Origin of the sequence: Pedobacter zeaxanthinifaciens (genome assembly GCF_003313335.1) — a bacterium.
Classification (GTDB): Bacteria; Bacteroidota; Bacteroidia; order Sphingobacteriales; family Sphingobacteriaceae; genus Pedobacter; species Pedobacter zeaxanthinifaciens.
Genome location: NZ_QMHP01000006.1, coordinates 337,902 through 350,775 on the forward strand (window position 1 = coordinate 337,902; position 12,874 = coordinate 350,775).

The window sequence follows — 12,874 nt, forward strand, 5'->3', positions numbered from 1 at the left end:
TCTTCTCCTCAATTTGTAGTAAAAAATAAATTGAAATGCTTTGTTCCAAATCGCCGCCAGCTTACTAAGGCTGAAATAAAGATGACGACTTTAGCATCTGTGTATCTGTGGGTAAGATTATAGACCCAACCTGTGTTTTCTTAACGTATCCTGTGCAATGTCATAGCCTGCATCAGCGTGTCTTATTACGCCCATTGCCGGGTCGTTGTGCAATACTCGCTTTAATCTTTTGGCTGCATCTTCAGTTCCATCTGCTACTATTACCATGCCTGCATGTATGGAGTAACCTATGCCCACACCACCACCATGATGCAAAGAAACCCAACTTGCGCCACCAGCAGTGTTAATTAGTGCGTTTAAAATTGGCCAATCGGCTACTGCGTCTGAGCCATCCAACATGGCTTCGGTTTCCCTATTTGGTGAAGCTACCGAACCAGTATCTAAGTGGTCGCGGCCGATTACAATTGGTGCCTTTACTTTGCCATCAGCTACTAATTTATTGAAAGCTAAGCCAGCCTTTTCTCTTTCGCCTTGTCCCAACCAGCAAATGCGGGCAGGCAGGCCTTGAAAAGCGATGCGCTCTTGTGCCATGGTGATCCACCTTTTCAAGCTTTCATTTTCTGGAAAAAGTTCCAAAATCAGTTTGTCCGTTTCGTAAATGTCCTGTGGGTCGCCACTTAATGCTGCCCAGCGGAATGGACCTTTTCCTTCGCAAAACAACGGACGAATATAGGCCGGAACAAAGCCCGGGAAATCGAAGGCATTTTTAACACCTACTTCCAAAGCCCTGCCACGTAAATTGTTGCCATAGTCAAAAGTAATGGCGCCTCGTTTTTGCAACTCAAGCATTTGCTGCACATGCTTGGCCATGGTGGCATAGCTTCTTTTGGTATATTCTTCTGGAGTTTTGGTGCGTAAATCGGCAGCTTCTTTTACGGATAGCCCTTCGGGGAAGTATCCAATTAATGGATCATGTGCGGACGTTTGATCGGTCAGTGTACCGGGTGTAATATTTCTGTCGATGAGCCTTTGCAGTAAATCCACCGCATTGCAAACCACACCAATGGAAATTGCTTTTTGTTCTTCTTTATAAGTTAAGGCCTTGTCAATTGCTTCGTCAATATCGTAGGCAATTTCATCAATATATCTTGTTTCTAAACGTTTTTTGATGCGCCATTCTTCTACGTCAGCAGCTAAGCAAACCCCTTCGTTCATGGTAATAGCTAATGGTTGTGCACCGCCCATGCCGCCTAAGCCAGCGGTTACATTCAATTTACCTTTCAAACTACCATCAAAATGCATTTTTGCCAAAGCGGCGTAAGTTTCGTAAGTGCCTTGCACTATGCCCTGCGAGCCAATGTAAATCCACGAACCTGCAGTCATTTGCCCATACATCATCAAACCTTTGTCTTCCAGTTCGTCAAAATGTTGCTGGGTTGCCCATTTTGGCACCAACTGCGAGTTGGAAATTAAAACTCTTGGGGCATCTTTATGCGTAGGCAACACACCTACAGGTTTTCCAGATTGGATGAGAAGGGTTTCATCTTCCTCTAAATTTTTTAGAGCTTTAATAATGAGTTCCAGGGCTTCTTTGTTTCTAGCTGCTTTTCCTCTGCCGCCGTAAACAATCAAGTCTTCAGGTCTTTCGGCAACTGCCGGATCAAGGTTATTCAATAACATGCGTAAGGCGGCTTCCTGCACCCATCCTTTACAATTTAAAGTGCTACCCCTGGGAGTTTGGCTTTCTTTCAGGTTCATATATTTGGTGGTTATATTTGTTTTACGATCTAAAAGGACTTTTTGCGTTGAGCGTTGGTATGTAAAAAGCCTCCTAAACTGCGTTTTTTGGTCATAGAAATTTAAAATCGTAACCTTAAATCTCAAATACCTTCATTGTTACAATTTCAAAAGTAGCGAATAATTATTATTTGATTAGTTTTGTACAACAATGCGAGCTAGAAAGCGTAATTTCTTGAAACAACTTTTTGCTTTTGGCATATTGGCGGTTTTTACCCTAGCCATTACGCCTTGGGGCGCATTGCATCATCACGAAGAGGAAGCCGCTATTAACGAAAAACACTGTACACATACTGTACACGTTAAAACATCAACAGAAAACTGTTTGGTTTGTAAGGCGCATTTCGAAAAAAATTATACCTCCGATTTTGATACTTTCCTGATTTACCTGAAGACTAATCCGATAAAGCTAATATTGAAATTAGCCGGCAAGCCCTTCACCAGTATCATATCACGTTGTTTACGTGGTCCACCAAGCTTTTCATAAATCATTTTATTTCTTGTTAATTTTTTGGCTGCCCTAAGCTGGGGTTATGCTATGGATTAATTATTTATTTACCTCTCAGCCCAAAAAAGCTGAGCTATATTTTGTTTATGAAACGATCACACTTTTTAATATTATTAAGTTTATTTTTATCTGTACAAGCCTTCGCAAATACACTTGCAACCATTAAGGGAAAGGTTTTAGATGCAACAACACAAACGCCTTTAGCTGGCGCAACCCTACATATTTCTGACTTAAAACTTTCGGTTTCTACTAATGCTAATGGTGAGTTTACCTTCAACAATCTTCCTGCAAAAGGGAAATTTTTATTGGAGGTTCGATATTTAGGATATAAAACATCATCCAAACTAATTGATTTGTCGTCGCAACAGGAAGTTGTTTTTTCATTAGAACCATCAGCAATTGAAAGCGCCGAAGTGGTGATTACCGGAACTCCTTTTAGTGCTAATAATAAAACTAACAGTTTGGCTGTAGTTGCTGTGAGCAGAGATAAACTGGCGCAATCTGCCGCTACCAATTTGGTAGATGCTATCGCTAAAGTGCCGGGTGTAGCTCAGGTAACTACCGGTGGTGCCATTTCAAAGCCAACTATCCGCGGTTTAGGCTACAACAGGGTATTAACGATGGTGGATGGCGCTAGAGAAGAAGGACAGCAGTGGGGTGATGAGCATGGTGTACAGGTAGACCAGTTTTCAGCAGCTCGAATTGAAGTGTTGAAAGGTCCGGCAAGTTTGCTGTACGGCTCAGACGCTTTGGGCGGTGTAATTAATATCATTGACGATCTGGTTCCTGCTGAAGGAACTTACAACGGGAGTTTTACTACCAATTACAATACCAATGGTGGCTTAACCGCATCTTCCTTAATGATGCAAGGAAATACCAATGGTTTTGTATATCGCGGCCGTGTATCTTATAAAAACTCCTATGGTTTTGGTTATAAAGGACATGTGGTGCCAAATGCTGGCTTTAACGAAATCAATACTAGCGCCATGCTGGGTTTAAACAAAACTTGGGGTTATACACATTTGAGTTTATCTCGCTTTGCGACAAACATTGGTTTGGTTGAAGAAGGGCCTGATGATAATGGCAACTACTTGGATGAAGATGGTAACGTAATTAGCAACAAAGAAGCGAAAAGCAGAAGCTTGAATCTTCCTTTCCAAAATATCAACCACTACCGTGCAGCTTTAAATAGCAACATTTTAATTGGCGGTGGACAATTGAAATCCACGCTTGCCTTTCAGCGTAACATCAGGAAAGAATTTGAAGAAAGTAAAGATGAACCAGGGTTAAATCTGGGCTTAAATTCCTACACTTACGATGTGAAATATTCTTTTGCTAACGATGGTAAATGGGAGCCAACTATTGGCTTACAGGGAATGTACCAAACCAATGTAAATAGTGGCGAAGAATTTTTGGTGCCTGATTACAACAGCAATAACATTGGTGCCTTTGCTTACTTAAAACGTAATTTCGAAAATGGGGCAGTTAATGCGGGTGTGCGTTACGACTATAAAAAAATAGATGGTAAGGATTTGTTTGAAGATCACGGCGACCATCAGGATCAAATCTTTAGCGCATTTAACAATAGTTTTTCCAATTTTACCGGCTCTTTTGGTTTTGCCTTTGATATCGCAAAAAACCTAAACTTAAAAGGAAATATTGGATCGGGTTTTAGGGCGCCAAATATTGCCGAGCTTGGCGCTAATGGCAAACACGAAGGTACGTTTAGATACGAAATTGGTAACAGTGCCCTAAAACAGGAAACCAGCTTACAGTTTGATTTAGGCTTAACTTATCAAGCTGAAAACATCACTTTGGGCTTAAATGCTTACAGCAATAAAATTTACAATTACATTTATTTAAGCAATTTAAATGGGGAAACCATTGTGGCTACAGACCACGATGGCAATACGGAAACATTGCCTGTTTATCGCTATTTACAAACTGATGCGAATTTAGTAGGTGGTGAGGCTTCGGTAGATTTTCACCTGATTAAAGCCTTGCACTTCGAAAATACTTTTGCTTATGTAAAAGGAACAAACAACGCCACCAATTCACCTTTGCCTTTTATTCCGGCAGCTAGTTTAAATAATGAAATTAGGTTTGAGCCTAGCATTAAAGGCTTAAACGATAGCTTTATCAAAGTTGGACTAACTAACGTATTTAAACAAGATAGAATTGATCAGTTTGAAACAGAAACCGATGGCTACACTTTGTTGGATGCCGGAGTTGGCACCTCGTTTAAAACTAAAAGAGGAAAATTAAATGTTTGGATTACCGGGCAGAACTTAACAAATAAGCTTTATTACAATCACTTAAGTCGCTATAAGTTAGCGGGTATTTTTAACCCAGGCCGTAATGTAAGCTTTGGAATTAGCTTGCCGTTGTAGGAAACTTATTTGGGTATTAAAAGACTTACGAAGGTTTCAAGCTTCGTAAGTCTTTTTTTATGTGGTATTTATTTTACTCGAGTGAGTTTGATAGACATTGTTTTCACTTCTTTACCATCTTTGGTATCAAACATGTCCATCAATTGGATATTGTCATCAGCAAACGTTAAAGTTTCCCTAACCTTCATCGCCTTGCCTGTCACTACATCTGTAGCACTACCCATTGAGGTTAGCATTTTAGTTGATTCTTTAAAAGTGCCTTCTAAGTACATCACGCCAGTGCCCATGTTATCCATCCAAGTACTTACATAAACTTTTTTTGCATTGTCAAAACCCGTGGTGCCTACACCTTCGAAAGGCATGCCATCAATTTGCCCTTTATACGTTGATTGTTGATAACGCCCACCCAAAATCATTTTAGTTTCCGCTTTGATGCCCGTGTTGGTAGACACGATTTCACCGCTAGGCGAATAAAACGTAATTTCAGCATTCCAGTTTCCTACTGATTGCGCTAGCATTTGATGCTCATTACCGGGTTTCATGTACGTTTCCCAAGCTTTAGCCGCAGTTGCCGAGTCAATAGGTTTGGTTTGCGAAGTATCAACCATGTTGGCCATAGTATCAACTTTCATGCTATCTGTAGCTGCAGCTTTATCTTTTTTATCGTTGCTGCAAGCACTAGCTAACAGCAATAAAACACTTGCTGCCATCACTGAATTTCTCATTGCTTAAAAATTAGTTTAGATCTGGGTTAATTATTATGATTAACAAGATAGCTAAAACTTTGGTTTTAGTAAAGACGAAATCAGGACCTAAATTAAAAAGATGGCGGTTGACTATTTCTGAGTTCGTCTATTTTTTGCTGTGTTTTAATGCTGATTCTCGTATCCTGTATTTGATCAGCAACTGCAATTTCGGCATCTCTATCCTTATCTGATAAATGCACCTGTACTTTCTCTGCGTTTTCTATTGCATGGTCATAAGAACCTCTAGCGCTCATCAATTTCACAAAAACCGGTAAGCATTCAAAAAAGATAAACAGTAAACCAATAAAGGTAATAGCAAGTGAAGTATTAAAGTCCTTTGACCCGTCAGGATTGAAGCTTAATTGGCCAAGCGCCCAGTTTCTGTCTGCAAAACCTGCAATGTTTGCCAAACTATCCAGCTGTTTTGAGGTGTATAATTTTTCGCTCATCAAGCCATCAAACTGTTTTCTGCCATCCACAAATTTTTCCATTTTTCTGATGTCGGCATTTAGTGTATCTAAGTTTTGCTGACGTTGCTTGAGCTCACTTTCCTTACGTTTAGCATAAGGTCCATAGCCCATTACACCGGAGGTTTCGGTAGTTTTATTGCCGAAAATCTCGTAATTCAATTTTTGCCTATCGCTTTTGATACCAGACGCTAGCGAATCGCGTTGTGCTTTAAGGTCGTTTAGCTTGCCAATTTCTATAGTGTATTTTTTATCGAATGCTTTGTTTAGCGTATCAATTTTGGAGCGTTGTCCATTGAGGTAGCTTACTTTCAGTTTTTCCTTAATTTCTTTGTCAAATATTTTTAGCTCTAAGGGCCTAGATATTACCATGCCAATCATAATGGCAAGTAAAATACGAGGAGTGGCTTGTAGCAACTGTTTATTGGTACTGGCATTTTTATCTAAACTGCCCACAATGTAGCGGTCCATGTTGAAGATGGCCAGACCCCAAATTAGTCCAAAAAATAAAGAAAATAGCCAAGCAAAATCTCCACCCTTAAAAACAAAATACATTGCATAACCACCTGATAAGGCGGCAAATAGCCCAGTGAAAAAAATAGTGGCACCAATGCCCATGTATTTATTATGATCAGTTGGATGTTTTTCGAGCGTAGCTAGGTGAGCGCCGGCACAAAACCAAAGAAAGCGGGAAATGCGGTTCATGATAACCAATTTAAATAAACATTAAACGACTGGCAAAGCCAATTGTTACAGTTTGCCAAAAATATAATCCTAGGTAATGGAAACAGCCATTCGAAAATTGAAGCCACAAGTAGAAAATGGAAGTTTAAAAACGATATCGGTGCTTGTTAAGCTTTGCGGCAAACTTCCGTTGCACATTAAAAAGTAAAAATACCTTTGCAACATTGTTCTTAAATTAATTAATGCCGTAATTCGTATCTTTGGTAATATCAAACTTAATACAATGAAAGAAGTTACAGTACAAGACTTAAAGCAAAAAATAGATAATAAAGAGCCTTTTCAATTGATCGATGTTAGAGAAACATTTGAATATGAAACCTCTAATTTGGATGGCTTGAACATACCTTTGGGTGGCATTTTAATTGAGGCCGATAAAATTGATAGAGATAAACCGGTAATTGTACAGTGCCGCAGTGGCAAGCGTAGTGCGGCTGCTATTATGCAATTAGAGCAAGTGCATGGTTTCGATAATTTGTATAATTTAAAAGGTGGTATTTTAGCTTGGCAGGAAGCTTTTGACCCAAATATGCCTGTTTACTAATAAGTGATTGGATTTTGAATGATATCAAGTAGTTTCCATACTTCAAAATTCAACCAATCTATCATTAAATTATGAAGAAGAAAATTTTGCTTAACGCATTTTATAACCTTGCGTTAATAATGTGCATTTTAGGCGCCGTTTGGGCTTACGAAAATAAAAGCCCTTTAATTTCTATCTTTCTGATTGCAGCCTTTGCCGCTTTTCTTTATTTCAAAATAAAATTGATAAAAACACTTAAGGAAGAACTTAAGTCTGGCCCTCGAAAATGAGAGCGCCTATAATCTGCTTCCGCACATGGTAGCTTAGGATTATAGGCAATTTTAGAAGAAAATTTTTTTTAGTCCACCCTGCCATGATTTTTTGGCTAGGGTGGCTTTTAAATTGGCTGATGGCTTTAGGTAGAAAAGCCGTTTTACAGCCTAACCTCATTCAATTTTCTAATTAATTAAGGTTGTTTTTCATGGCAATAATGTAGGATATTGAAACGAATTTAATCACTCTTTAACGTTATGTAAAGAACTTTCACCCTAAATTTAATATAGGGTAAATTTCGTCAAAAAGACTGTTACTCCTTTAATCTCTTAAGCTAAAAGTGAAAAAACTCATCTGTAAAAGTTTGATTTTGAGTATGTTGTAGAACTACTTCCTAGAAGCTTGCGTTTAAGCGTTACTCAAATTTGCTTTGACGTTTATTCGTTCTTTGTTTAAAATATTGGCGCTAGCACGCCAGCTCCAAATCGTTATCGGGAGCTCCATAACGCATATACGCTACCGCAAATCGCAATCCATCATCACTGCCTTTCTCAAAAATTTCCGAAGCTAGCGTAATAATGTCTTTAAGGGGAACTTTGAAAATGAGGCTCAACTTATGTAGCTTTACAATATCAATACTTACACGGCCGTTTTCAATATTGGCTAGCGTTGCTACGGTTACATTCAGTTTTTTTGCTACAAATTCTTGCTTGTAATTAAGATGTTCTCTGAAAGCCTTTATGACTTTCCCGACTGCTTTTTTCATGGTATTTGTTTTTCAGATGTAGCACTAATATAGCATGAACTTTAAATGATTTGCAAACTTTACCCTAAATTTTTTATAGGGTGGTTTTTTTTGATATCTACATCAAAGCAGATATTTTTGACGTTCAACGGTAAAATATAGCTGTTGAATAAGGCATAATAAAATTACTTTTTGAAAGTTATTAGCCATAGCAAGTCGAGCTTCGACTTTAACATTTATCTAACCTATTAAAATTATCTCCCATGAAAAACAAAGTGACAGCACTGTGTGTGCTATTTCTATGTATTGGCATCAGTAGTTTCAGCCAAAATCAACCAAAGTCAAACCAAATCCGTTTGGGTTATTTAGTAACAAGTAACATCAATTTCTTTAGCACTACGGATCCAACTACGGCTTTTAAAACAGATATCGGCTGGGGTTTGGGCGCTATTTGTGCCTTAAATTTAAATCAATCGTTAAGGCTAAGTTTAGCGCCAACGTTAAATTTTGAAAGTCACACTTTAGTTGATAAGGCTACTAATGCCACCTTGCAATTAAAAGATCAAAATACGTTCATTCCGCTAAAACTTGACATCAGACTTTTTAAAAATTTCTCCTTAATTAATGGCATTGAGTATTTGATGGTGCAAAGCAAGCAAAAGGAAGAGATTAAATTAGTTAGAGATAATTTTTTAGCAACGGTAGGTGCTGGTTACGCATTTAAGTTTAAATATTTTACCGCCGTTCCTGAAGTATCGTACCGCATAGGTTTGAATAATGCGATAGAAAAGAGTGCATTGAGCAGTGGTGAAATAAAAAGACGTGCTGTGAGCATTGGTGTTAAAATAATGTAGACGAAGTTCGATTATTTCTGTAGGCGCATTTTTTAAGCGTTTTGTCATTCCGACGTTAGGAGGAATCTGTACTTTGGCAATTACTAGAATAGGTTCTTGAAATTCTTAAGAATGACAAAATGCATATTATGCCTAATAACAGATAATCAAAATATTGTTTTACAAAGAACTAAACTATCTCGCTATACGTATAAAAATGATATAGCGAATCATCATCACTACCTACCTTATGATTAATATTTCAGAAAATGCAATAGCTCACCTGCATCAAACACGTGTGAGAAGTCAACTCATTTATATCGTAGTCTTACTTGCTGTTGCTGCAACATTTGTTTCTCTGCCATTTATATACACCTCTGTAAGTGTTAAAGGACAAGGAATTTTGCAGAGCGGTATAGAAAAAGTCGAATTGTTATCTCCTGCTAATGGCCGATTGATTTCGGTGAATTTGAAAGACAACCAAAAGGTGAAAAAAGGAGAAAAGTTGCTCATACTTGACGCTGGCCTACCTGCACAACAAAACCAATTACTAGACGAGCATACAAACGATTTAAATGCAAAGCTATCAGATGCTAAAAATCTTTTAAAAAATATACAAATTCATCAATTAAAGACCGCCTTTTATCAAGCTAGCTGGCAGGAGTTTCAAACTCAGTTAGTAAAAGCAAAAATTGAAACAGACCAAGCATTTAGAATTTACCAGCGATACCAAATACTTTATAATAAACAAGCTGTTACACTTGCTGAATATGAGCAATATAAGTTCAACTACGAACATGCTTTGAGTGGTCAAGAAATTCTTCAAAAAAAGTATAGAAGCCAATGGAACAATGAAGCCAATCAGTGGAATAATGAGCTTCGTGATCTTAAGAATCAGCAAGTTCAATTGAGGGAGCAGGAAAAGCAGTACACTTTAAAGGCAACTATTGATGGGTCTATCCAAAACCTCACCGGGCTGCAAGTTGGTGCTTTTATTTATGCAAATCAAAAAATAGGAGAGATAAGCCCAGACAGTGCTTTGGTTGCCTTTTGCTATGTTAAACCAAGCGATATTGGCTTGATTAAGAAATTTCAGGAAGTTCGCTTCCAAATAGATGCTTTTAACTATAACCAGTGGGGAGTGGTAACGGGTAAGGTAATTGATATTTCTGATGACGTTATTGTGCAAAATCAAACTCCGTTCTTCAAAGTAAAATGTGTACTTGATAAAGATTATTTGCAGCTAAAGAATGGTTATAAAGGCTACATTAAAAAGGGGATGACTTTTAACGCCAATTTTCTAGTAGCTAAGCGCAGCCTATATCAACTATTATATGATAAAGCAGATAATTGGCTAAATCCCAAAAAATAAAAATACATCTAAATCCTATGTCTAAATTAATCAAACAGAGAGATATCACTGATTGCGGTGCCGCTTGCTTGGCATCTATTTCTGCACATTACAAGTTAAAACTGCCGGTAGCAAAAGTTAGGCAGTATGCCAGTACAGACACTAAAGGTACCAACGTACTCGGCTTGGTTGAAGCCGCTACTAAACTAGGATTCGAAGCTAAAGGCGTAAAGGGAACCTTGGATAGTTTGAAGAAAATTCCGCTTCCGGCAATTGCTCATGTCATCGTTAAACAACATTTGCACCATTATGTGGTAATTTATAAGGTAACCGATAAGCATATAGAAATTATGGATCCAGCTACCGGGAAACTAGAACGTAAAATTTTAGCTGAATTTACAAAAGAGTGGACCGGAGTTTTAGTGTTGCTATTGCCTGCCGAAACATTTAAAGCTGGTAACGAAAAGGTGGCAAATTCCACCCGATTTTGGCAACTGATAGCGCCTCATCAAAGCATTGTTTTTCAAGCGCTTTTTGGTTCTATAGTGTATACGATACTGGGCTTATCAACATCTATTTTTGTACAAAAAATAACCGATCATGTTTTGGTAGATGGCAATAGAAATTTGCTTAACCTCATGAGTATCATTATGGTGGGGATTCTATTGCTACAGTTGTTCATTGGTGCTACAAAAACCATTTTTACCATGCGCACCGGCCAACAAATTGATGTTCGATTGATTTTAGGCTACTATAAACACCTGCTAAAATTACCACAGCAATTTTTCGATACCATGCGTGTTGGGGAAATTATTTCCAGGGTTAACGATGCTGTGAAAATAAGGGCGTTTATTAATGACGTTGCTACAAGTCTAGTAGTAAATGTATTCATCGTCATTTTTTCTTTTGCTTTAATGTTTACCTACTATTGGAAACTAGCACTAATTATGCTGGCGGTAATACCGATGTATTTGCTGGTTTATTTGATCACCAATAAGCTCAATAAAAAGATACAGAGGAGGCTCATGGAAAATGCAGCTGATTTGGAAAGCCAATTAGTTGAAAGTTTAAACGCTGTTGGAACTATTAAGCGCTTTGGTATAGAGGATTTTACAAATAACCAAACCGAAACACGCTTCATCACTTTGTTGCGCACCGTCTATAAATCAGGGAAAAATAGCGTTTTTTCAGGCACATCGGTTGAACTGATATCACAGCTGCTTACCATTGTTTTGCTTTGGATAGGCGCTGGTTATGTACTTGATAACGAAATTACCCCCGGCGAACTTTTTTCTTTTTACACTTTAATTGGTTATTTCACGGGTCCTGCGGCTAGCCTAATCGGTTCAAACAAGATCATACAAGATGCAATTATTGCAGCAGACAGGTTGTTTGAAATTATGGATTTGGAGGTGGAAGATGACACCGCAAATGTGCAACTTACGGCTGACCTTGTTGGCGATATCAAGTTTGAAAATGTGGCGTTTAGGTATGGCAGCCGGGCCACGGTATTTGAGGATTTAAATCTCACCATTAATGCTGGTACGTTTACCGCCATTGTGGGAGAAAGCGGTTCAGGTAAAAGTACGCTAATGTCGTTGTTACAAAATATTTATCCCATCCAGCAGGGCAATATCATGATTGGCAAGTATGCACTTAAATATTTTAATAATGCCTCGTTGAGGAAGTTATTAGCGGTAGTGCCTCAGCAAATTGATCTTTTTGCAGGAAATGTAATAGATAACATCGCTGTTGGCGATGATGAGCCAAATATGCAACGTATTATCGAGCTTTGTACACAGTTAGGTATCCTTTCTTTTGTGGAAAGTCTTCCGCAAGGTTTTAATACTTATCTGGGCGAGAATGGAACTTCTCTTTCAGGTGGGCAGCGCCAACGCATTGCCATTGCCAGAGCGTTGTATCGTAATCCGGAAATATTGATTTTAGATGAGGCCACCTCTTCGTTAGATAGTGCTTCAGAACAATACGTACAACGTACCATAGATTTATTGGTGCAGCAGCAAAAGACCATTATTGTAATTGCACACCGCTTAAGTACAGTGAAAAATGCCGATAAAATTATTGTGCTGGACAAAGGAAAAGTCGTAGAGGAAGGAACGCATGACGCATTGAGCATGCAAAATGCACATTACAACAATTTATGGAAACAGCAGTTTGGCAATTTGTCATCATAAGTTTATGATTTTGTCATCCTCGGCTTATGATTTTTGTCATCCTGAGCTAGTCGAAGGAGCTATAAAAGTTTACCACTAGAATACCTAAAAACCTAAATAACTACTCATGAAACTATTCGAATACATTGAACGCATTAACCTTTTGCATAAACTAATTAATGAAAGGCGCACAGGAACTCCAGCTCGCTTAGCAAAGCGTCTCAATATCTCTACTTCACGCTTATATGTCATATTAGATGAGTTGAAGCTTAAAGTGTGTATTTCGGAAATACTATCCATCCCTGTACGTTCCAAACTGTTCAGTA

Annotated in this window: 12 protein-coding genes; 8 read left to right on the top strand and 4 right to left on the bottom strand. The window is 38.3% G+C overall.

The genetic code is table 11. From position 1 onward, the window contains the following. Positions 1-117: 117 nt before the first annotated feature. Positions 118-1,758, bottom strand: coding sequence for a urocanate hydratase (gene hutU, locus DUT68_RS11895; protein ID WP_113638444.1), 1,641 nt, complete (start codon positions 1,756-1,758; stop codon positions 118-120). 214 nt (positions 1,759-1,972) lie between these two features. On the opposite strand from hutU, the gene DUT68_RS11900 reads away from it, so the two are divergent. Beyond that, positions 1,973-2,284, top strand: a complete 312-nt coding sequence (locus DUT68_RS11900) for a hypothetical protein (protein WP_157960853.1) — start codon at positions 1,973-1,975, stop codon at positions 2,282-2,284. A gap of 107 nt (positions 2,285-2,391) precedes the next feature. Further along, on the top strand, positions 2,392-4,695 hold the full coding sequence (locus DUT68_RS11905) for a TonB-dependent receptor (RefSeq protein ID WP_113638419.1): 2,304 nt from the start codon (positions 2,392-2,394) through the stop codon (positions 4,693-4,695). Between the two features lie 68 nt (positions 4,696-4,763). Here DUT68_RS11905 and DUT68_RS11910 read toward each other — a convergent pair whose 3' ends face one another. After that, positions 4,764-5,420, bottom strand: a complete 657-nt coding sequence (locus DUT68_RS11910) for a DUF1579 domain-containing protein (RefSeq protein ID WP_113638420.1) — start codon at positions 5,418-5,420, stop codon at positions 4,764-4,766. Between the two features lie 92 nt (positions 5,421-5,512). After that, entirely contained in the window at positions 5,513-6,613 is a 1,101-nt protein-coding gene (locus tag DUT68_RS11915; RefSeq protein ID WP_113638421.1) for a DUF4407 domain-containing protein, read from the bottom strand. 262 nt (positions 6,614-6,875) lie between these two features. Here DUT68_RS11915 and DUT68_RS11920 point away from each other — a divergent pair, with 262 nt between their 5' ends. After that, positions 6,876-7,193 (top strand): rhodanese-like domain-containing protein, encoded by a 318-nt coding sequence (locus DUT68_RS11920; protein ID WP_113638422.1) that lies wholly within the window; start codon positions 6,876-6,878, stop codon positions 7,191-7,193. 71 nt (positions 7,194-7,264) lie between these two features. Continuing rightward, positions 7,265-7,462, top strand: coding sequence for a DUF6358 family protein (locus DUT68_RS11925; RefSeq protein ID WP_113638423.1), 198 nt, complete (start codon positions 7,265-7,267; stop codon positions 7,460-7,462). Positions 7,463-7,911: 449 nt separating this feature from the next. Here the strand turns inward: DUT68_RS11925 and DUT68_RS11930 are convergent, their stop codons facing one another. After that, positions 7,912-8,211 carry a helix-turn-helix transcriptional regulator gene (locus DUT68_RS11930; RefSeq protein WP_113638424.1) on the bottom strand — a complete coding sequence of 100 codons (300 nt, stop codon included), beginning with the start codon at positions 8,209-8,211 and terminating at the stop codon, positions 7,912-7,914. A gap of 242 nt (positions 8,212-8,453) precedes the next feature. Here DUT68_RS11930 and DUT68_RS11935 point away from each other — a divergent pair, with 242 nt between their 5' ends. The 4 genes from DUT68_RS11935 to DUT68_RS18355 all read left to right on the top strand — a co-directional run. After that, positions 8,454-9,044, top strand: coding sequence for a hypothetical protein (locus tag DUT68_RS11935; protein ID WP_113638425.1), 591 nt, complete (start codon positions 8,454-8,456; stop codon positions 9,042-9,044). A gap of 229 nt (positions 9,045-9,273) precedes the next feature. Next, positions 9,274-10,395, top strand: coding sequence for an HlyD family secretion protein (locus tag DUT68_RS11940; RefSeq protein WP_237088326.1), 1,122 nt, complete (start codon positions 9,274-9,276; stop codon positions 10,393-10,395). 17 nt (positions 10,396-10,412) lie between these two features. Then, entirely contained in the window at positions 10,413-12,569 is a 2,157-nt protein-coding gene (locus tag DUT68_RS11945; protein WP_113638427.1) for a peptidase domain-containing ABC transporter, read from the top strand. 106 nt (positions 12,570-12,675) lie between these two features. Next, on the top strand, positions 12,676-12,874 hold a 199-nt coding region (locus DUT68_RS18355; protein WP_198659581.1), incomplete at its 3' end, for a hypothetical protein.

Coding starts and splice junctions, on each gene's coding strand:
- DUT68_RS11940 (WP_237088326.1), top strand. CDS start 9,274: ATGATTAATATTTCAGAAAATGCAATAGCTCACCTGCATCAAACACGT.
- DUT68_RS11945 (WP_113638427.1), top strand. CDS start 10,413: ATGTCTAAATTAATCAAACAGAGAGATATCACTGATTGCGGTGCCGCT.
- DUT68_RS11935 (WP_113638425.1), top strand. CDS start 8,454: ATGAAAAACAAAGTGACAGCACTGTGTGTGCTATTTCTATGTATTGGC.
- DUT68_RS11905 (WP_113638419.1), top strand. CDS start 2,392: ATGAAACGATCACACTTTTTAATATTATTAAGTTTATTTTTATCTGTA.
- hutU (WP_113638444.1), bottom strand. CDS start 1,758: ATGAACCTGAAAGAAAGCCAAACTCCCAGGGGTAGCACTTTAAATTGT.
- DUT68_RS11920 (WP_113638422.1), top strand. CDS start 6,876: ATGAAAGAAGTTACAGTACAAGACTTAAAGCAAAAAATAGATAATAAA.
- DUT68_RS11910 (WP_113638420.1), bottom strand. CDS start 5,420: ATGAGAAATTCAGTGATGGCAGCAAGTGTTTTATTGCTGTTAGCTAGT.
- DUT68_RS11925 (WP_113638423.1), top strand. CDS start 7,265: ATGAAGAAGAAAATTTTGCTTAACGCATTTTATAACCTTGCGTTAATA.
- DUT68_RS11915 (WP_113638421.1), bottom strand. CDS start 6,613: ATGAACCGCATTTCCCGCTTTCTTTGGTTTTGTGCCGGCGCTCACCTA.
- DUT68_RS11930 (WP_113638424.1), bottom strand. CDS start 8,211: ATGAAAAAAGCAGTCGGGAAAGTCATAAAGGCTTTCAGAGAACATCTT.